This window comes from Tardiphaga sp. 839_C3_N1_4 (assembly GCF_051811045.1).
In the GTDB taxonomy this organism is placed as follows: Bacteria; Pseudomonadota; Alphaproteobacteria; order Rhizobiales; family Xanthobacteraceae; genus Tardiphaga.
In genome coordinates this window covers 684,866-704,683 of record NZ_JBPWQD010000001.1, presented here as the reverse complement: position 1 = coordinate 704,683, position 19,818 = coordinate 684,866, and the positions used below count along the sequence as shown (strand labels likewise).

20 protein-coding genes are annotated in these 19,818 nt (G+C 62.4%); 9 read left to right on the top strand and 11 right to left on the bottom strand.

All coding sequences use genetic code 11. The annotated features are described in order from the left end of the window. A complete protein-coding gene (locus tag AB8A38_RS03685; protein WP_439085013.1) occupies positions 1-501 on the bottom strand; it encodes an MOSC domain-containing protein in 501 nt (166 codons plus the stop codon). Positions 502-633: 132 nt separating this feature from the next. Between AB8A38_RS03685 and AB8A38_RS03680 the strand changes: the two genes are divergently transcribed. Beyond that, the gene (locus AB8A38_RS03680) at positions 634-1,215 is read left to right on the top strand and encodes a lysostaphin resistance A-like protein (protein WP_439085012.1); all 582 of its coding nucleotides are present in this window, start codon (positions 634-636) and stop codon (positions 1,213-1,215) included. 17 nt (positions 1,216-1,232) lie between these two features. Here AB8A38_RS03680 and AB8A38_RS03675 read toward each other — a convergent pair whose 3' ends face one another. Beyond that, on the bottom strand, positions 1,233-1,514 hold the full coding sequence (locus AB8A38_RS03675) for a hypothetical protein (RefSeq protein ID WP_439085011.1): 282 nt from the start codon (positions 1,512-1,514) through the stop codon (positions 1,233-1,235). A 148-nt stretch (positions 1,515-1,662) separates the two neighbouring features. On the opposite strand from AB8A38_RS03675, the gene AB8A38_RS03670 reads away from it, so the two are divergent. Beyond that, positions 1,663-2,127, top strand: coding sequence for a ClpXP protease specificity-enhancing factor SspB (locus tag AB8A38_RS03670; RefSeq protein ID WP_439085010.1), 465 nt, complete (start codon positions 1,663-1,665; stop codon positions 2,125-2,127). Between the two features lie 13 nt (positions 2,128-2,140). Here AB8A38_RS03670 and AB8A38_RS03665 read toward each other — a convergent pair whose 3' ends face one another. The 4 genes from AB8A38_RS03665 to AB8A38_RS03650 all read right to left on the bottom strand — a co-directional run bounded on the left by AB8A38_RS03665 (position 2,141) and on the right by AB8A38_RS03650 (position 8,538). Then, positions 2,141-2,992 carry a tetratricopeptide repeat protein gene (locus tag AB8A38_RS03665; protein ID WP_439085009.1) on the bottom strand — a complete coding sequence of 284 codons (852 nt, stop codon included), beginning with the start codon at positions 2,990-2,992 and terminating at the stop codon, positions 2,141-2,143. An 82-nt stretch (positions 2,993-3,074) separates the two neighbouring features. Then, a complete protein-coding gene (locus AB8A38_RS03660; RefSeq protein ID WP_439085008.1) occupies positions 3,075-3,782 on the bottom strand; it encodes a GrlR family regulatory protein in 708 nt (235 codons plus the stop codon). Between the two features lie 190 nt (positions 3,783-3,972). After that, positions 3,973-7,203, bottom strand: coding sequence for an efflux RND transporter permease subunit (locus AB8A38_RS03655; RefSeq protein ID WP_439085007.1), 3,231 nt, complete (start codon positions 7,201-7,203; stop codon positions 3,973-3,975). A 126-nt stretch (positions 7,204-7,329) separates the two neighbouring features. Further along, positions 7,330-8,538 carry an efflux RND transporter periplasmic adaptor subunit gene (locus tag AB8A38_RS03650; RefSeq protein WP_439085006.1) on the bottom strand — a complete coding sequence of 403 codons (1,209 nt, stop codon included), beginning with the start codon at positions 8,536-8,538 and terminating at the stop codon, positions 7,330-7,332. 199 nt (positions 8,539-8,737) lie between these two features. Here AB8A38_RS03650 and AB8A38_RS03645 point away from each other — a divergent pair, with 199 nt between their 5' ends. The 4 genes from AB8A38_RS03645 to fabG all read left to right on the top strand — a co-directional run bounded on the left by AB8A38_RS03645 (position 8,738) and on the right by fabG (position 12,655). Then, on the top strand, positions 8,738-9,325 hold the full coding sequence (locus tag AB8A38_RS03645) for a TetR/AcrR family transcriptional regulator (protein WP_439085005.1): 588 nt from the start codon (positions 8,738-8,740) through the stop codon (positions 9,323-9,325). 224 nt (positions 9,326-9,549) lie between these two features. Continuing rightward, on the top strand, positions 9,550-10,698 hold the full coding sequence (locus AB8A38_RS03640; protein ID WP_439085004.1) for an MFS transporter: 1,149 nt from the start codon (positions 9,550-9,552) through the stop codon (positions 10,696-10,698). A gap of 46 nt (positions 10,699-10,744) precedes the next feature. Then, a complete protein-coding gene (locus tag AB8A38_RS03635) occupies positions 10,745-11,962 on the top strand; it encodes a multidrug effflux MFS transporter (RefSeq protein WP_439085003.1) in 1,218 nt (405 codons plus the stop codon). A 12-nt stretch (positions 11,963-11,974) separates the two neighbouring features. Then, a complete protein-coding gene (gene fabG / locus AB8A38_RS03630) occupies positions 11,975-12,655 on the top strand; it encodes a 3-oxoacyl-ACP reductase FabG (RefSeq protein WP_439085002.1) in 681 nt (226 codons plus the stop codon). Between the two features lie 141 nt (positions 12,656-12,796). Here fabG and AB8A38_RS03625 read toward each other — a convergent pair whose 3' ends face one another. Together AB8A38_RS03625 and AB8A38_RS03620 are read right to left on the bottom strand one after the other, a co-directional pair. Next, entirely contained in the window at positions 12,797-14,893 is a 2,097-nt protein-coding gene (locus tag AB8A38_RS03625) for a DEAD/DEAH box helicase (RefSeq protein ID WP_439085001.1), read from the bottom strand. 264 nt (positions 14,894-15,157) lie between these two features. Further along, positions 15,158-15,637 carry an MgtC/SapB family protein gene (locus tag AB8A38_RS03620; RefSeq protein WP_439085000.1) on the bottom strand — a complete coding sequence of 160 codons (480 nt, stop codon included), beginning with the start codon at positions 15,635-15,637 and terminating at the stop codon, positions 15,158-15,160. Between the two features lie 132 nt (positions 15,638-15,769). Between AB8A38_RS03620 and AB8A38_RS03615 the strand changes: the two genes are divergently transcribed. Together AB8A38_RS03615 and AB8A38_RS03610 are read left to right on the top strand one after the other, a co-directional pair. Further along, on the top strand, positions 15,770-16,453 hold the full coding sequence (locus AB8A38_RS03615) for a DUF2161 domain-containing phosphodiesterase (RefSeq protein ID WP_439084999.1): 684 nt from the start codon (positions 15,770-15,772) through the stop codon (positions 16,451-16,453). Between the two features lie 126 nt (positions 16,454-16,579). Continuing rightward, positions 16,580-16,879 (top strand): hypothetical protein, encoded by a 300-nt coding sequence (locus AB8A38_RS03610; protein ID WP_089263988.1) that lies wholly within the window; start codon positions 16,580-16,582, stop codon positions 16,877-16,879. 89 nt (positions 16,880-16,968) lie between these two features. Here AB8A38_RS03610 and AB8A38_RS03605 read toward each other — a convergent pair whose 3' ends face one another. Beyond that, complete coding sequence (locus tag AB8A38_RS03605; protein ID WP_315842433.1) at positions 16,969-17,601, bottom strand: GNAT family N-acetyltransferase; 633 nt, start codon at positions 17,599-17,601, stop codon at positions 16,969-16,971. Between the two features lie 171 nt (positions 17,602-17,772). Beyond that, complete coding sequence (locus tag AB8A38_RS03600; protein ID WP_439084998.1) at positions 17,773-18,171, bottom strand: PaaI family thioesterase; 399 nt, start codon at positions 18,169-18,171, stop codon at positions 17,773-17,775. Positions 18,172-18,284: 113 nt separating this feature from the next. On the opposite strand from AB8A38_RS03600, the gene AB8A38_RS03595 reads away from it, so the two are divergent. After that, positions 18,285-19,067: a cobalamin-binding protein gene (locus tag AB8A38_RS03595; protein WP_439088456.1), complete on the top strand. Its 783-nt coding sequence runs from the start codon at positions 18,285-18,287 to the stop codon at positions 19,065-19,067. A gap of 41 nt (positions 19,068-19,108) precedes the next feature. Here AB8A38_RS03595 and AB8A38_RS03590 read toward each other — a convergent pair whose 3' ends face one another. Further along, a complete protein-coding gene (locus AB8A38_RS03590) occupies positions 19,109-19,816 on the bottom strand; it encodes a pyridoxamine 5'-phosphate oxidase family protein (protein ID WP_315844161.1) in 708 nt (235 codons plus the stop codon). Positions 19,817-19,818 lie beyond the last annotated feature (2 nt).

The window sequence follows — 19,818 nt, the reverse complement described above, 5'->3', positions numbered from 1 at the left end:
TCAGTCGGCACGTTCGACGGGATCACCGATCGCCACTTCACCGCCCTCGATGATCCGCGCCGTGACGCCGCCATGGCCGCGCACGGCGTTGTAACCGCCGGGGCCCAGCACCTCCTCCATGCGGCTGCACGGTGCGCAATCGCCGGAGGTTTCGAGCAGGGCTGCGCCGAGGCGAAAGCGGCGGTCTTTCAGCGCCAGCAGATTGATCCCCGACGTCACGACATTCCGGCGCAGCAGATCCGGCGCAATCCCGGTCTGGCCGAGAAACGCTGCGATGGCTGCGAGGTCCTCCGCTGCGATCAGCGTGACCTGTCGCGGCCCATCATGAGTCGAGTCGTACCGGTCGCCGCTGATGCCGCGTTGCGCGATCAACCCCACCGACGACGGCGTGAGCATTGTGGCCCGGCGCGCTGGTCGCAGGCCGAGCCACGTCACCCGCCCGGGTCGCATCGGAGCGGCCAGCAATCGGCCGAGCGGACTGTCAGACGGGAATGCCAACACGGACTCCTGACATATCGACGATCACGCTTTCGTCGCTCGCACCCTGCGTGGCCACTCCGCCCTTAAACCACCACATGATTTCAGCTATAGAACATCATGACGGTTTTACGACAGAAACGATTCCAATGGCGATTGATCGCTCCGCTGCCGGGATTTGCCGCGCTGCTGCTCGCACCTGGCCTCGCCATTCACTGGGGCTTTCTGCCGTTCGAATATCGCATCCCCGCGTTGCTGCTGGTCTCGGTGCTGTGTATCGCGCTGTGCCTGCTGGCCGGCTTCTCTGTCGCGGAACTCGGTCTCAGCCGTCCCTCTGACATCAGCCACTGGCTGTTCTGTGCCGCAATCACGGCAGGCATCGCGGCAATCATGGTGGCGCAGACTCGCTTTCTGACCTTCGACCACAAACCGCCGGTCTGGCTCAGCTTCGCGCCCTTCTATGTCCTGGTCTCCAGCCCCTGCCAGGAAGTCGTGTGCCGATCGATTCCGAAACTGATGACCGACCGGTTGCAGGTCAGGCCATGGACCTATGTGATCTATTCCTCGGCGGTGTTCTCGCTGATCCATGTCGCCTATGGCGACAGCATCCTGATGCTCAACACGTTTCTGGTCGGCATCGTCTGGGGCCTTGCCTATCTGCGGATGCGGAACATCTGGCCGGTGATCCTGTCGCATGCCGCGATCGGCACGCTCGCCTTCTCGCTCGGGCTGGCCTGATTCAGATTTGCCTGAGCCTAGCGATCGTATCCGCCGCCGAAGCTGCTCTTGATCTGATGCAACAGCGTCAACACCCAGCATAGCGCGAAGGCTCCCGCGAGCCCGTAGGCCGTGCGCCGATCGATCACCGACAGGCCGGTCCAGAGATAGATGCGATAGAGCCATAGGCCGGCGAGACCGACGCCCAATAAGCACACCAGCAGTTTGACGAAGCGCGCATTGGCCACGCCTACCGCGGCAAACATGATGGTCAGCGGCACCAGAAACAACTGGCAGATGGCGATCAGGCTCTCGTTCACAGGCGGCTCCAGGAAAACGCAAAAGGCGACTCAGAGCCGGGAGTTTAGGCGGCCAATTTCAAACAAATGGTTGCGGAAGCATGCGGCAGAAAATCGCTGTCATGATCGAGCGTCATGAACCCGCTCACTCCCGCCGCGACAAAGGATCATGACACCTTCCCTGGCTCGCCGCCTGCGCACATTCTTCACACCATTCGTCGCCACCATGATCATGCTGGCCGCACTCACGTCGCATGCGGCAGCACAGCGGCCCTGCACCACCGACCCGCTCGCCCAATATGCCGAGGTGCGATCCACGCTCGCCGACGTCGCCAGACGCGGTCTGCGCGGCCGGCACTATTACGAGATCACGTTCAGGACCTCGTTCGACGGCGTCATCGTGCCCGATGCCCAGCGCGCCAGATATCCCGAAGACATGACGTTCGTGCTGCAGCACCAGTTCGAGCGACTGAACGTCACCGCGGATCGCTTCAGCGTCGACCTGTGGTTCAAGGGGATCAAGTCACGCGTCACGGTGCCATTCAACGCCATCACCTATTTTGTCGATCCCTCGGTGAATGACCGGCGCACATTCGCCCCGGGGATGAACGCACATGTCTGCGACAAGCCGTAGTCAGCCAGGCTGATCAGAAGCACATATTGCTGACGACGTTGCCCCGTTTGTCCTTGAGCACATAAGGGCACTTGATGCGTTCCAGCGCTTTCTTCGCATCGTCGTCGCCCAGCGCTGCGGCCTTCTCGTAATAGGCCTTCGCGGCATCCTTATCCGACGCACCACCGCGGCCGCTTTGCGCGAACGCGCCCATGCGCTCCAACGCGCCCGCATGGTTCTGTGCTGCCGCCTTTTCGAACAGGCCGCGTGCCGCAACATCGTCCTTCGCGCCGCCGATGCCTTCCGACAGCATCATGCCGAGCTGATACTGGGCCTCGGCATTCGTCTCTGCAGATTTCGCCAACAATTGCCGTGCGCGCACCGGGTCTGAACCCGCGCCTGCGCCTCCGGATAGTGCCGCAAGATTGCTGACGCCGCGCGGATTGCCAGCTTCGGCCGCGCGCTCGAACAGTTTGCGCGCCTGCGCCTCGTCGCGCGCCACGCCGGTTCCGTTGCCATAGGCGACGCCGAGTTCGACCATGGCGGAGGTACTGCCCTTGTCCGCCGCCTTGCGCCATGCTGCGAGCGCCTCCGCAACTTGTGCATTTGCCGCGTAAGCACGTCCAAGCTGGAACATCGCGCGGCGCGACCCGCCGGACGCGGTCCGGCAGAATTTGATGGCGGTGGCAATATCGGCTTTGGCAATATCGGCCACGCCCTTCACATCGGCAGGCTTGTCGGGATCGGCAGGATCGGCCGCGAGGCGATCGCACAGAACCAGATCGGCGGACTGGGCCTGCACACGCGACGGCGCGGACAGCACAGCCAGTCCAGCGGCGACGCCGAGCAAGCAGATCAGAGGCATCGCGCCGATACGCTGTGTCATGGTTTTCGTCGCCATCTGTGTCATTCGCCGGCGACATTAGGGACAGGCGCGCAACCCATCAAGCCGCGCACCAGCCTGGAACTTACACGGCCTTGCGGATCAGCTTCAGCACTGCCTGTAACCGCAGGCTCCGTTTGCCGGCCAACGCCGTGGCTTCCAGTTCGGCGCCGGCTTCGTCGCAAGTGCCGGAAAAGCCGATGCCGATTTCATAGCCGCCGAAGACCGGGTTCTCGCCCTTTGCCGGCGTATGCTCCTGATTGAGCATCTCGCCCTTCCAGCGTCCGTCCGCGGAGGAATAGGCGCCGAGATAGTAGAAGAACGCATCTCCGCCGAGGATGCGGCCGTCATGCAGCAGCATCACGCCGTTGAGCCCGCCATCGATGCCGTCGAGTGTGCGCAGATGGATCGAATACAGCCCGTTGGCGATGCCACCCGCACCGATCGGTCCGGCCGGAGGCATCTCGCCGTCATCGATCGTCGTCATGACGGACTCGAATTTCGCGCCCGGCATCTGCGGCGACACGCCCTGAAAACGATAGGTGTCGCCATAGGGTCGGCCGGTGACGCTGATGGTCGCCACATCCTGGCCGAGCAGCGAGGGATAATTGGGATCGTTCATGTGGCGGCGGCTCTCGATCTCCGCCACCACCTCGTCACCCCGGAGCTCATAGCTGCCGATATGGGCAAAAGCGGAATTGCCGCCGAGCATGCTGCCATGCTCGACAAACATCACGCTGCGACCAACCGCCTCATCAACCCGGTATTCGCATTTGTAGAAACCTGTCCGCAACCCGTCATTCCCCTGCAGCGCCTTTCGCATTGTAGCGGAAGATGTGCAGTGGAGGAAAGCGCACCCGGCCAGTTGGGTGCGATTCCAACAGTCTTGGGCACCGGCTACGCAATTCGCCCTGGAATGGGTCGAAACGGCGCATCCGCGGACCAGCAGCCCTCCTCAGGCGTCTCCTTACCCGTCCCGGGCGTTACGAATGCGACGTGGCATGCGGGCGCGATTCTGCTTCGTGCGATCCCGGGGCCAGCGGCGCTGCCTGATCGACCGTCGCTTCGCCATGCTGGGTCAGCGGACGGTTGCCTGCCATGGCACGCAGCAGCACATAGAACATCGGCGTGAAGAAGATGCCGAAGGCCGTGACGCCGATCATGCCGGCGAACACCGCGACACCCATGGCATGACGCATCTCCGAGCCCGCGCCGGTGGATGTCACCAGCGGCACGACGCCCATGATGAAGGCCAGCGACGTCATCAGGATCGGCCGCAACCGCAGACGGCTGGCCTCGATCGCGGCCTGGATCGGTGTCCGCCCGGCAAATTCCAGCTCGCGGGCAAACTCCACGATCAGGATGGCGTTCTTCGCCGACAGACCCACCAGGACAATCAAACCAATTTGGGTGAAGACGTTGTTGTCGCCTTTGGTCAACCAGACGCCGAACATCGCCGCCAGCAAGCCCATCGGCACGATCATGATGATCGACAATGGCAGTGTCAGGCTTTCGTATTGCGCGGCAAGCACCAGGAACACCAGCAGCATCGCCACCGGGAACACGATCAGCGACGAATTGCCGGCGATGATTTCCTGATAGGTCAGTTCAGTCCATTCGAAGTCGATGCCCTTGGGCAGCGTCTCCTTGGCAACACGCGCCACGGCGTCCTGCGCCTGGCCGGTGGAATAGCCGGGCGCCGCGCCGCCATTGATGTCGGCCGACAGGAAACCGTTGTAGCGCATGGCGCGCTCCGGCCCTGCACTTTCCTTGACGCGCAGCAGCGTCGAGAGCGGGATCATCTCGTTGCTGTCAGAGCGAACTTTCAACTGGCCAATGTCATCGGCCCGCGCCCGGAATTTGGCGTCAGCCTGGACGCGCACCGAATAGGTACGACCGAATTTGTTGAAGTCGTTCACGTAGAGCGAGCCGAGATAGATCTGCATCGTGTCGAACACCGAGGTGACCGGCACGTTGAGTTGCCGCGCCTTGGTGCGATCGACATCGGCATAGAGCTGCGGCACATTGATCTGATAGCTTGAGAACAGGCCGGCCAGCTCCTTCTGCTGCATTGCCTTGCCGATGAAAGCCTTAGTGGCGTCGTTCAGTGCCTCATAGCCAAGACCGGCGCGATCCTCGATCTGCAGCTTGAAGCCGCCGATCGTACCAAGACCCGACACCGGCGGCGGTGGGAACATGGCAATGAAGGCGTCTTGAATGCCGGCAAACTTCTTGTTCAGCGACAACGCAATGGCATTTCCGCTCAGGCTCGGATCCTTGCGTTTGTCAAACGCATCCAGGCCGATGAAGACGATGCCGGAGTTGGACGAATTGGTGAAGCCGTTGATCGACAGGCCCGGAAACTGGATCGAATTCTCGACGCCGGGCTCTTTCTGCGCAATCTCGCCCATGCGACGGATCACCTCTTCGGTACGATCCAGCGTGGCGCCGTCGGGGAGCTGCGCAAAGCCGACCAGATACTGCTTGTCCTGACCGGGCACGAAACCGCCCGGGACTGCGTGGAACAGATAACCGGTGACACCAATCAGCAGAACGTAGATTCCCATCACCGCCGCGCGGCGCGAGACGACGCGCTTCACGCCGCCGCTATAGGCGTCGGAGCTTCTGGCAAAGAAGCGGTTGAAGCGGACGAAGAACCAGCCAAGCGTCTTGTCCATGAAGCGCGTCAACGCATCCTTCGGCGCGTCATGGCCCTTTAGCAGCAGCGCAGCCAACGCCGGCGATAGCGTCAGCGAGTTGAAGGCCGAAATCACCGTCGAGATTGCCACCGTCAGCGCGAACTGCTTGTAGAACTGCCCGGTCAGGCCGGTGATGAAGGCGAGCGGCACGAACACAGCGACCAGCACCAGCGCAATCGCGATGATCGGGCCGGTCACTTCGCGCATGGCCTGATAGGCCGCGCTCTTCGGATCGAGCCCGCGCTCGATATTGCGCTCGACATTCTCCACCACGACGATGGCGTCGTCGACGACGATGCCGATGGCCAGCACGAGGCCGAACAGTGTCAGCGCATTCACCGAAAAGCCGAACACATGCATCACGGCGAAGGTGCCGACCACCGATACCGGCACAGCGATCAGCGGGATGATCGAGGCGCGCCATGTCTGCAGGAACAGGATGACGACGAGCACCACCAGTGCGATGGCTTCAAGCAGTGTATGGATCACCGCCTCGATCGAGGCGCGAACGAATTGCGTGGGGTCGTAGACGATGTCGTAGGTGACACCGTCCGGCATATTCTCCTTCAGCTCCTTCATGGTCTTGCGGACATTGTCGGAGATCTGGATCGCATTGGAGCCCGGCGACTGGAAGATCGGAACCGCCACTGCGGACTTGTTGTTCAGCAGCGAGCGCAGTGCATAATCCGCGGCACCGAGCTCGATGCGCGCGATGTCGCGCAACCGCACCACTTCGCCGTTGTCGCCGTTCTTGACGATGATCTCGCCAAACTCTTCCTCACTCTGCAGGCGCCCCTGCGCATTGATGGAGAGCTGGAGGTCGAGGCCCGGCTCATTGGGCGAACCGCCTACCTGTCCCGCTGCCGCCTGCACGTTCTGCGCACGGATCTCACGCACCACATCGCCGGGCGACAGACCGCGCTCGGCGACCTTCTGCGGGTCGAGCCAGACGCGCATGGAATAATCGCCCGAGCCGAACAGCTGCACCTGGCCGACGCCCTCGATGCGCGCGAGGCGATCCTTGACGTTGAGCACGGCGTAATTGCGTAGATAGGTCATGTCATAGCGGTCGTTCGGCGACAGCAAGTGAACGACCATGGTGAGGTCAGGCGCGCTCTTGATTGTGGTCACGCCTAGCGCACGGACTTCCGCAGGGAGACGCGGCTCGGCCTGCGAAACGCGGTTCTGCACCAGCTGCTGGGCCTTGTCGGGATCGGTGCCGAGGCGGAAAGTGACGTTAAGAGTCATCCTGCCGTCAGTGGTCGCCTGGCTGCTCATATAGAGCATGTTCTCGACACCATTGATCTGCTCTTCGATCGGCGTCGAGACCGTTTCCGCAATCACCTTCGGATTGGCGCCGGGATAATTCGCTGTCACCACCACGGTCGGCGGCGCGACTTCCGGATATTCGGAGATCGGCAGCACCGGCATCGACAGCAGGCCGGCGAGAAAAATCACCGTCGACAACACGCCGGCAAAGATCGGGCGATCAATAAAGAATTTTGAAAAGTTCATGGCGCTATTCCGTGATGATCCAGACCTGCAGGGTGCAAGGGCTCTGCGCGGCCGATCGCTCGACCTCGATGACGTGCTGTGTATTGGGAAGTGCGCCCTGCCCGCTTGCGGACAGGGCGGTCGTTGTCAGTTCTGCGCGACGGCCTTGACCGAGGCGAGAGATGCGGCGTTCATCGCCACCATCTCCGGCTTGATGGTCACACCCGGCCGCACCCGCTGCAGTCCGTTGACGACGATCCGTTCACCGGCTTTCAGGCCGTTGAGGATTACGCGCATGCCATCCACCGAGGGCCCCAGGATCACTTCGCGATATTGCGCCTTGTCCTTGGCATCGACCACCATGACGAACTTCTTGTTTTGGTCGGTGCCAACTGCCCGCTCGCTAATCAGCAGCGTCTGTTCTGCCTTCGGTTGGCCCATTGTGAGCCGCGCGAACTGGCCGGGCATCAAGCGACCATCGGCATTGTCGAACATGGCGCGCACCCGCACGGTGCCGCTGCGCGGATCGACCTGATTATCGATGAACTGCATGCGGCCCTTCACCGGTGCGCTATCAGTGACGGTGGTCATGTGAACAGGGATGCGGTCGATATCGCCCGGCGTCTTCTCGTCTGCCAGCGTCTTCAACGCGCGCGACACCACCTGTTCGTCGGCATTGAAGCTTGCATAGATCGGATTGACCGAGACCAGCGTCGTCAGCAGCGGCGCGGACGGGCCGGCCGAAATCAGGTTGCCGACGGTGATTTCCACCTTGCCGACACGGCCCGCGACCGGCGCGCGCACTTCGGTGTAGCTGAGATTGAGCTCGGCGGTCTTGAGCGCGGCTTCTGCAGCCTTGAGGTTGGCTTCGGCCTCACGATACGCATTGATACGATTGTCGAGGTCGCGCTGGGTGATGCTGGAGCTGGTCAGTTGCTGACCGCGGTCGAAATCGGCCTTGGTGAGGATCAGGCGCGCCCGCGATGCGGACACCTGCCCTTGGGCGCGATCAACGTCGGCGGCGTAGAGCGCCGGATCGATTAGCACCAGAAGGTCGTCCTTCTTGACCAGCGCGCCCTCGCGAAAGTGGATCTCCTGGACGGCGCCAGCAACGCGGGAGCGGATCTCGACCCGCTCGATGGCCTCAAGGCGGCCCGAGAACTCGTCCGAAGGCGCCGTGGCCTTGGCTTCCACCAGGGCAACCGAGGCCTGAACGGCCGCGGGAACAACCGCGCCGGACTCGGCTTGAGCTGCCACGCTGGACAGATTCATCAGCGCCGCACCGCCGCCAACGGCGACCGCCACCAACGCGATTCCGGCGCCAAAAGCGATCTTGCGAGGGAGATTATGTGCCATTGTGAACCCCATTTAATCTGCGTGGGCCTTGTAAAGCCCTGTCATTTCAGTAGCTAAGCTGTACATTGCGCGTCTGGCCGGTCCCGCCGGGCCTCTCGCTGCAACGCACACATTCGTAACGTCCGGTATAGATGGACTATCGACATCCACTGTCAAGAGACTTATCTACTGAACGGTAGAAAACTTTGGAGGGCCCGTCGTGGCACTGGGACGTCCTCGTGAATTCGATACCGACACGGCCCTCGACCTCGCGCTGCATGTGTTCTGGCGCAAAGGTTACGAAGGCGCGTCGATGGCCGACCTCACCGAAGCCATGGGCATCACCAAACCCAGTCTCTATGCGGCGTTTGGCAACAAGGAAGATCTGTTCCGCAAGGCGCTGGATCGCTACGTCGATGGCCCCGGCGGCTATTTCCGCACCGGCCTGGAGAAACCCACGGCCCGCGAAGCGGTTGAGCATATCCTCTACGAATCCGTCGAGGCGGTGACTGATCCCAAGAATCCCGGCTGTCTCGCGGTCCAAGGCGCGCTCTGCTGCGGCGATGCCGCAGAGACGATCAAGCAGGAACTGATGGCGCGCCGCTCGAAGAGCGAGGGCGATCTGCGCCTTCGCTTCACACGCGCCCTCGCCGAAGGCGATTTGCCAGCCGACGCGGATGCCGGCGATCTCGCGCGCTACGTGTCGGCCATCCTGCAGGGCATGGCCGTGCAAGCGGCAGGCGGCGCACCGCGCGAGCAATTGCGAAAACTCGCCGACATGGCCATGCGCAGCTGGCCTCCGGTCTGAGCCGTCTGCCTGCATTCGCGCTGAAGTCGCACAGCCGGCCTATTGTCCGCTGACAGCCACTCTATCGAAACGCCTCTCGACAGTTTGATGACCGAGGGGCGCAATGCTGCCTCCCCCGCGAGGCGGTCGCCAAATCGCTGAGGTCGTGGCACATCTCCTGATATTGCATCGCAATATTTCCGCTCAGGAGAATACCCATCCGACTATCCCTTCCTATTCTCGCATTGGCTGCGGCATCTTTCGGCATCGGCACGACCGAGTTCGTCATCATGGGCCTGCTGCCCGACGTCGCGCGCAGCCTGTCGGTGACCATCCCGCAAGCCGGCTATCTCGTGTCGGGTTATGCATTGGGCGTCGTGATAGGAGCGCCTATCGTGGCGATGGCCACCGCGGGCATTCCCCGCAAAACGGCGCTGCTCGCGCTGATGGCACTGTTCACGATCGGCAATATCGGCTGCGCCCTTGCGCCGGACTACTGGCTGCTGATGACCGCACGTGTGGTCACTGCGTTTGCCCATGGCGCGTTCTTCGGAATTGGCGCCGTTGTTGCCAGCAATCTGGTGCCGCGTGAGCAGCGCACCCAGGCCGTATCGCTGATGTTTGCGGGACTCACACTCGCCAATGTGCTGGGCGTGCCATTCGGCACCGCGCTGGGACAGGCCGCCGGTTGGCGCGTTGCGTTCTGGGCGGTCGTGGTGATCGGTATCGTTGCGCTCCTCGCGATCACGCGTTTCGTTCCATCGGGCATGCCGGGCACGCGCGGCGGACTGGCGAAAGAGTTTCGCGCCTTGGGCCGCTGGCCGGTGCTGCTGCCGATGCTGATCTCGACCATGGCTTCAGTCAGCATGTTCAGCCTGTTCACCTACATCACGCCGCTGCTCGAAGAGGTCACCGGCCTCACGCCGCATGGCGTCACCGGCGCACTGCTGGCGATCGGCGTCGGCCTCACCATCGGCAATTTGATCGGCGGCCGCCTCGCCGACCGTAACCTGCTCTCGACCATCATTGGCGCATTCATCTGTCTCGTCATTGTGCTCGCAGCGCTCGCACTGGTCGTACACATGGCGCTCCCGACGCTGGTGCTGCTGATCCTGTGGGGCGGTATCGCCTTCGCGCTGGTCTCGCCGCTGCAGATCTGGGTGGTCGATGCCGCCACGGATGCGCCGAACCTCGCCTCGACCCTGAACCAGGGCGCGTTCAATCTCGGCAATGCCACCGGCGCATGGATCGGCGGCGTGGCGCTGAATGCCGGCATGCATTATGCGCAGCTTCCGCTGCTCGCAGCGCTCGTTGCCATGGTCGGGCTTGGGCTCACGCTGAGCAGTCTCATTGACCGCCGGATCTTGCCGGCGCAAATCAGTCCGGCAGAATAGCGCCGCGATCGCATAAACACTTTTTCGCATTTTCAAGGAATCGATTTTGGCCCTCAGGCGCGACAGCTTCGCCTTCACCGCCTTTCTGGGCACATTGACAGCATTGCCACCGCTTTCGATCGACATGGGATTGCCGGGCCTTCCGGCGATCGAGGCGAGTTTCGCCGACGCCGCAGGACGCGGGCCGCTGACGCTCAGCCTGTTCCTGACGGGCTTTGCGATTTCACCGCTAATCTGTGGCCCCCTTGCTGATCGCTTCGGTCGTCGTGCGACCCTGTTGGATGGGCTGCTGCTGTTCTCGATCGCGGCCGGCGCCTGCGCGCTCGCGCCATCCTTCACCGTGCTGCTCGCGTTTCGATTGCTGCAAGGTCTCGCTGCAGGCGCCTGTGCCATCCTGCCCTTCGCCATCGTGCGCGACCTGTTCGAACACGGCACCGCGCGCCACAAGCTGTCGCAGATCGCCGCGGTACTCGGCATCGCTCCGATGATCGCGCCGGTACTGGGCGGCTGGGTGATGACCGTTAGCGACTGGCGCACCATCTATGCCGCGCAGGCCGCCGTCGGCCTGATCCTGTTGATCGTCGGCGCCATCAGCCTCGAGGAATCCCAGCCGGTCGAGAAACGCCGCTCGCTCAACCCTAAGCAACTGATCGAGAGCTACCGCATGGTGCTGTCCGATCGCATCTTCGTCGGCTTCTCCCTGCTCTACGCCTTCGCCTTTGCCTGCATGTTCGCCTTCATCTCGGGCGCACCGTCGGTATTGATCGGCAGCCTCGGCCTCTCCACAACGATGTTTGCGCTGCTGTTCGGGCTGACCTCCTGCGGCGTGCTGGTTGCCTCGCTGATCAGCGGGAGCCTGGGCCGCCGCCATGTGGCCTCACGCAAGATCATCATGGCCGGTCTGCTGATGATGATCGCCAGCGCCGTTGCAGCAGTCGCTCTGGTGCCAGCAAGCGCCGTCACGACGCTGTCGTTAATGCCGCTGATGGCGCTCACGATCTTTTCCTTTGGCCTGCTCGCACCGAGCACCAATCACGAAGCCTTGCAGAACCTGCCGCATGTGGCAGGCGCGGCAGCCGGCGTGATGCGATGTATGCAGATGGTCATGGGCGCCTTCGCCAGCGCCATGATCGCGGTGTTCGAACCGTTCGGGCATCCGGCGCTGGTGATGACCGGCCTGATGGCCGGCATGGCGCTCGCCGCCGGCGCGATCTATCTGTGGCTATTACCCAAGGCCAATTCCGGGCAGGATCATCGCGCGTAACAGGAGTTTCCCATGAACGGAAAGATCGTCGTCATCACCGGAGCGTCCGGTGCGCTGGGTCAGGTCGTGCTCGAACGCGCCGTTGCGAGCGGAGCAATCATTGCCGCCATCGACCATTCCGCCAAGACGCCGGCCTCAACGCCAGATCGTTTACAGATCGGCGGCGTCGACCTCTCCGATGCGACGCAGGCTGACGCCGCCATCGCTGCGGTGGTCAAACAATTCAGCAAGATCGATGTGCTGATCAACATCGCAGGCGCGTTCGCCTTCGAGAATATCTCTGACGGCAACAACAAGAGCTGGGAGACGATGCACCGGCTCAACCTGCTCACGGCGCTGAATGCATCGCGCGCGGCAATCCCGCATCTCAAGGCATCGAAAGCCGGGCGGATCATCAATATCGGCGCCATGGGCGCTATCCAGGCTGGCGCCGGTATGGGCCCTTATTCGGCCTCCAAGGCTGGCGTCCATCGGTTGACGGAATCGCTCGCCGCCGAGCTGAAGGGGAAAATCACCGTCAACGCCGTGCTGCCGTCGACGATCGACACAGCCGCGAACCGCCGCGATATGCCCAATGCCGATTTTTCAAAGTGGGTCACGCCGGACGAACTCGCCAGCGTGATCCTGTTCCTGGCGAGCGATGCGGCGAGTGCGGTGACCGGCGCGCTGCTGCCGGTAAGCGGATGGGTTTAGCCACTATTTTTCCCACGCTCCGCCCTCGTCCTGAGGAGTGGCCGCTTGGCCGCGTCTCGAAGGATGATTGCATATCACCAACTCATGGTTCGAGACGCGCGCTAAAGTAGCGCGCTCCTCACCATGAGGTCGGAGCCCAGACTACCCGGCGTTGCCCCAGACCTTTTTCTTCTTCCCGAAAGCCGGCTTGGCAGCGGACGAAGCTCCGTCACGCTTCGCCTTGGCAACGTAAGGCGCCTTCTCTGCGCGCGGCTTGTCGAACTTCTTTTCGAACTTCGGCTTGCCTTCATAACGCGTGTCTTCACCGCGAGGCTTGCTGTAAGCCGGCTTGTCGGCGCGCACCGGATCGTATTTCGGCTTACCGTCATACTTCGGCTTGTCGTCGAAACGCGGTTTGCCCTCGTAGCGCGGCTTGTCGCCCTGATAAGGCTTGTCGCTCTTCGGCTTGTCCTTCCAGGATTTCTCCTTATAGGCACCCTTGTCCTTGAAGTCCGGACGGTCGCCATCGGATTTGAAGCTGGGCTTGCGCGGACGCTTGTTGGAATAGTCGCGATCTTCCGGCGCCGTGCGGCTCGATGCGACCGCGCCTTCCGGACCGTTAGCCAGCGGCTCGATGTGGATATTGTCTTCCTTGTCCGGACGCTTGATCATGGTCGCGAACTTCTCGGCCGCGGCTGCCGAAATCTCGAATTCCGAATTGCCGTCATAGATCTTGATCGCGCCGATATCGGCCTTCTCGATGCCGCCGCGACGGCAGATCATCGGCAGCAACCAACGCGCTTCGGCATTCTTCTGCCGGCCGATGGCAACGCGGAACCACTTGGCGCCCTCTCCCATCGGTTCGCTCTTCTTCGGCGTCTTGCGGACCGGCGCGCCTTCTTCGTCCCGGCGACGGCTGCCAGGGCGATCCTCGCGACCGCGGAACGTGCCGGGATCCTGCACATCTTCAGGCGACGGCAGACGCGAGCGATACAGCCGCGCCAGCGCCGCTGCGATCTCCTCGGCCGAACGCTCGGCGAGCATCGCGCGCGCAAGCGTCAGATCGTCCTCGGTAGACTCTTCAGTGAACAGCGTATCCTGCAGCATGCGCTGCTGATCGAGCACGCGGATTTCCTCGACGGTCGGCGCCGATCCCCAGACCGCGTCGGTGCCGGCGAGATTAAGCAGCATCTCGGCGCGGCGACGGCGCGACGGCGGCACCAGGAGAACACTGACGCCCTTGCGGCCGGCGCGGCCAGTACGACCCGAGCGATGCTGCATCACTTCGGGATCGTTCGGCAGATCGGAGTGAATGACGAGGCCGAGATTGGGCAAATCGATACCGCGCGCAGCCACGTCGGTGGCAACGCAAACCCGTGCGCGACCGTCGCGCAGCGCTTGCAGCGCATGGGTGCGCTCGTTCTGCGACAGTTCGCCGGACAGAGCGACAACCGAGAAGCCGCGCTCCAGCAGGACGGTCTGCAGGTGGTTCACCGCGTTGCGCGTGTTGCAGAACACGATGCTGCTCGGCGATTCAAAATAGCGCAGCACGTTGACGACGGCGTGCTCGACATCGTTCGGCGAAATCCGGATCGCGCGATATTCGATATCGGAGTGGCCACCTTCGGTGCCGGCGACTTCGACGCGGAACGCTTGCTGCTGATACTGCTTGGCCAGATTGGCAATGCCGCGCGGCAGCGTTGCCGAGAACAGCAGCGTGCGGCGGGATGCCGGCGTGGTCTTGAGAATGAACTCCATGTCCTCGCGAAAGCCCATGTCGAGCATTTCGTCGGCTTCATCGAGCACCACGGCCTTCAGTTCGGAGACGTCGAGGCGATTGCGACGCAGATGATCGCATAGACGTCCGGGCGTACCGACAACGATATGCGCGCCTGCGGCCAACTCGCGCTGTTCCTTGCGCGGATCCATGCCACCGACGCAGGAAACGACACGCGCGCCCGCATATTGATAGAGCCAGGTCAGCTCGCCATGTACCTGCAGCGCAAGCTCGCGCGTCGGCGCGACGATCAGCGCCAGCGGCGATCCCGCCTTCGGCAGCTTCTCCGCGCCTTCGAGCAGATTGTCGGCAATCGCCAGACCATAAGCGACGGTCTTGCCGGAGCCGGTCTGCGCAGACACGAGAAGATCGCGACCGACAGCATCGTCGGCGAGGACGGCGGCCTGGACGGGGGTGGATTCATTGTAGTTGCGCTCAGCCAACGCGCGGGCGAGCGACGGACCAGTCGAGAGAAATGACACAGATGTAAACCTTGCTTGCAGCGGACCGCGTCGCGGTCGGACTCATGGGGATCCACGGGATCAATACTTGGGACCAAACGGAAACGAATCTGCCGCCCTTCAGTTGGCGGTCACGTCGGGTCCAGGAGTCCGGTGCGTATCGGGATCGGCGGAGCTTTACGCTGCTTCGCAGCAAAAGGCCAATCATTGCTGCCATGCGCCTGCAAAATCGGGCGAATTGAGGTTAACCCTCACAGAATTGCGCCAGCACCGGTATTTTGTGGCTCATATTTCGCTGTGAGGCGTCGTCGTGCCCTCTTCGGTCTTTGGCCCCTCCTGCTTGAACGGCACCAGGAGCCACAGAGTCAGGAAGGTGAACAGCGAGATGACGACCGCCACGTCATAGGCGCCGAGGCCCACGGCAGCGCCGGTTGCGCCGGTGGCCCACAGACTGGCTGCCGTGGCGGTACCACGCACCGAGCCGTTGTTCTTCAGAATGGCGCCGCCGCCGATGAAGCCCATACCGGTCATCAGACCTTCGATGATGCGCGCCGTGCCTTCGGGATGACCGCTCAGAACCCCCTCGGTCGCCTGAACGATGCCGCAGGTGGCAAGCGCCACCAGCGGAAAAGTCCGCAGCCCGGCGCTGCGCTCGGCGCGCTCGCGATTCCAGCCGATGGGCAGCGCCAGAACATAGGCGATCGACATAGCGATCAGATGCGGCAACAGACGAAAGCTGTCCGACATTTCCAGAAGGGTCTTCACCGCGGGTCTCCGATCGCACAAGGGATTAAGGCGCCTCGGGTGTCGCCGCGGGCCAACCCGGATAAACTCGGCCGGTGAGTCGCGGTTGCAGCGGCGCATCGTCTCATGGACCTCGACTAGGACGTTCGATTTTTGGAAACCTCGCTCTACCTCCCGGTGAAACGCTTCCTCGAAGGCCTTGGCTTTACAGTCAAAGGCGAGATATCAGGCTGCGATCTCGTGGCGTTGAGTGGCGACGATCCGCCAATCGTGGTGATCGGCGAGCTCAAACTCAGCTTCAATCTCGAACTGATCCTGCAGGCCGTCGATCGTGCCGGCGCTAGCGATGAAGTCTGGGTGGCGGCCAAGCTTTCGATCAGGGGCAAAGGCCGTGAAAGCGATGCGCGCTACCGCAACCTGTGCCGCAGACTCGGTTTCGGCATGCTCGGAATTACGGAAGCCGGCGGTGTCGAGGTTCTCGTCGCGCCTGCCACTGTCGCCCCCCGACGCAATCCGAAGAAGCGCTCACGCCTGATCACCGAGCACAAGAAGCGCCAAGGCGATCCTGCGCTAGGCGGCAGCACCCGCGCGCCGATCATGACGGCCTATCGCCAGCAGGCGCTGGCCTGCGCAGCGATGCTTGTCGTTGGTCCGCGCAAAGTGCGCGAGCTGACGCCAGAATATCCGGATGCGCAAAAGATCCTGCATCGCAATGTCTATGGCTGGTTCGAAAGTCCGGCGCGCGGCACCTACGCATTGACCGACGCCGGCCACGCGGCGCTGAAACGCTGGCCGCAGCCTCAGCGGGATACCGCCCCGCCGTCCGCTTTGTCGTAAAGCTACTGACCAAACTCTTTCTCGTTTTCCGGGAACAAGTTTGCATGGCTGCTTTGTCGCGGTAATTCCATATTGCAATGCAACAACCGCTCCCTTAGGTATCGCAAATCAACACTGAGGCGAGCGATGAGCGAAGACTGGAACACGAAATACGGAACGCGGCGTGTACGGCGCGATCCCCCGACCCTGGAAGAAGCCATCTTCGCCGCGATGGGTATCACCGAGGATCTCGATCAGCAGGCAGAGATCGCGGCATCGCTGATGGGCATGCCGTTCGATGCCGTGCAGGCCGAAGTGAAGAAAGCCAATCGCTCGACCGGCACGCTGCGCGTGACCCGCGTCATCGCAGGCGAGCAAGGCGCTCAGCGTTCGGTGGTCGTGGAACGTCGCGTGACACGCAAATTCGGTAACGACAAGCGCATCTGATTTTGAGGGCGCTCACAGCCCTCCCCGCAGACGCAAAAAAGGCCTCGTTCACCACGAGGCCTTTTTCATTTGTCGCGATAGTTCCAGGCTCAGGACGATTTGCCCCAGCCGGCGAGCTTCAACCACAGACCCCAATAAGCCCGGTTATAGTCGGCCACCGCGCGCGCCACATCGAGCGCCGAGGTCTTTGGCTGCGGCGCGACGCCTGCGCCCATGGGATCGCGCAGGTCTATCGTTCCCGTGGATTCGCCATGGCGGAATGACAGGTGCGCACCGAACTTGTTGGCCAGCGCACGCATCGCATCGTTCTGCGCGCCGGTGGTGATGCGCAGCTTCGTATAGCCCATCGACTGCGCCTTCGCGATCAGCTTGGTGAACAGGATGCTGCCGACGCCCTTGCGGCGCACGATGGCTTCAACGCTGAAGGCAATCTCGGGCAGCGAGTCCGTCGACAGATCGGCCTGATGCAGCTCAGCGGCGCCGCGCACGATGCCATCCTCGAAGTAAACGAGAATGACGGTGCCGGTATTGACGGACTTCTCGGCGTAACGTGCGACCCATTCGTCGTCGAGCGAACCGTTGAAACGATCACGGCGGCTTTCGCGATCCAGTCTCAAGAGATGTTCGCGGAACAGCGGCAGCTCGCGGGCTGCAAGGACACGCACATGTCCGCGGGCCGGAGCCCGGGTCGAAATGGCGATGGTGGTGGCGGCGTCTAACATGGTCAAAATCCTCAAGTTGCCCTCGAGGACAGCGTCGATTCCCTAGACACCCTATATTGTGCGCCGCACCATGAAATACAAGGGCTCAGATGCCGCACCTGCCAGCGTCCACCGCAGGTGAGCCATGCAATTATCCAGCATTAACAAAACCTTAAAGCGCAACGCGCCGCTCTACAGCACCAATTGGGTCTGCGTCACGACGCCCACCAGCTTGCCCTCCTCCGTCTCGATTCGGGTCTGCCACACCTGCGTTCTGCGGCCCCGATGAACTGGCGTTGCGATCGCGCGGACGGTGCTTCCGGCTTTTGCGCCACCTGTGAAATTGGTCTTGCTCTCGATGGTCGTCGTTCCCTTGGCGCCCTCCGGCAGATTGATGACCGTCGCCGCCGCACCAACCGCATCGGCGAGCGCCATCACCGCGCCGCCATGGATCGTATGGCCGAGTGTGCACAGGTCCTCGCGCACCAACATCGTGGCAACGACGCGCTCCAGGTCGGCGTCGGTGAAGGTCACGCCCATCGATACGGAGAACGGCATCGCGAGGCTGAGGATCTTGTCGAGTGGCGTCATGCTGGCATCGTCTCCCTGCAACCTGTCTCGCCCATCGTCGTGCGGGCTTGATGAAATTTCACGACACAACACCATGCCGTGACAAGCTCTTTGTTAACAGGCATATCGACGTCATGCGCCACTTCCCGCCACGCCGGATCGTCTGCCTTACAGAAGAGACCGTGGAGACGCTGTATCTGCTCGGCGAACAGGACCGCATCGTCGGCGTCTCCGGCTATGCGGTGCGGCCGCCGCAGGTGCGGCGCGAAAAGCCGCGGGTGTCCGCATTCATCTCGGCCGATGTACCGAAGATCCTCGCACTCGATCCTGACCTGGTGCTGTGCTTCTCCGATCTGCAGGCTGAAATCGCCGCAGACCTGACGCGCGCCGGCATCGCCGTTCATGTATTCAACCAGCGCGACATCGCCGGCATTCTGGCGATGATCCGCACGCTCGGCGCCATGGTCGGCGCAGGTGAGCGCGCAAATCAGCTCGCAACGCAGCTGGAGCTGCGACTTTCCAGCGTCAAAGCTGCGGCAGACTTGCGGAAGACGAAGCCACGCGTCTATTTCGAGGAATGGGATGATCCGCTGATTACCGGGATCGGGTGGGTGTCCGAACTGATCGAGATCGCCGGCGGCGAAGAAGCTTTTCCGCAGCTTCGACATCAGAAGGCAGCGAAGGATCGCATCGTCACGCCGGACGATGTGATTGCAGTGGCACCCGATGTGATCCTCGCCTCCTGGTGCGGCAAGAAGGTCGTGCCCGATAAAATCCGGCAGCGACCGGGCTGGAACGCGATTCCTGCGGTGCGCGACAATCGCATCTATGAGATCAAATCGCCGCTGACCCTGCAGCCAGGACCAGCAGCGTTGACGGACGGACTCGACGCGATCGTCGCGGCGCTGTGGCCGTAACCGGCACGAGCACCGACGCCGTCATCCTGAGATGCTCGCCCTTACCTCTCCGGGTACTGCAGAAAATAGGCATCTGTCAGCGCATCTTCGAGCAGCCGCCCTTCCGAATATGCTTGCAAGGAGGCCGGTCGTTCGACACCGGGCAAGAGCCGCGGACACGGTTCCGGCGCACCGATCACCGTCCTCACCGGAATGCGCTCGGCATAGATCGGCAGTTCGTAATCCTCGTCATCGTCAGCCACGCCCTTGGCGCGAATTTTTGCCGAGGCGTCCTCGATCTCCATGGCGATAAAGGACGTCGCCTTCATCTCCTGTGCCGTGGTCTCGCGCAGACTGGCCGTACGATCCGGAAAGAAACGATCAACCATCGCGATGCCGGCCTGTTCCTTCTCGTGGGGATCGGTGACGAGATAGGCGTTTCCGAATGCCATCACCGCACGATAGTCCGCCGAATGATTGAAGCCGCAACGTGCCAGCACGAGGCTGTCGAGAAAGGCCACCGTGAGACAGACGCGTTGCTGCGCGGTCTGGTTCTTCAGCATGCGGCTCGCGCTACTGCCGTGCCAGTACAGTTTCGTGCCTTCGCGCCAGAAGAAGGTCGGCGTGCAATAGGGCTGCCCGTCGATCACGTAGGACACATGGCACATCATCGATGCGTCCAGAATTTTATGCACGGTCTCGTGGTCATAGAAGCCGCGGTCATGGCGTCGCTTCACGCGATTGCGCGCCGTGAGCGGATATGACGCGATGT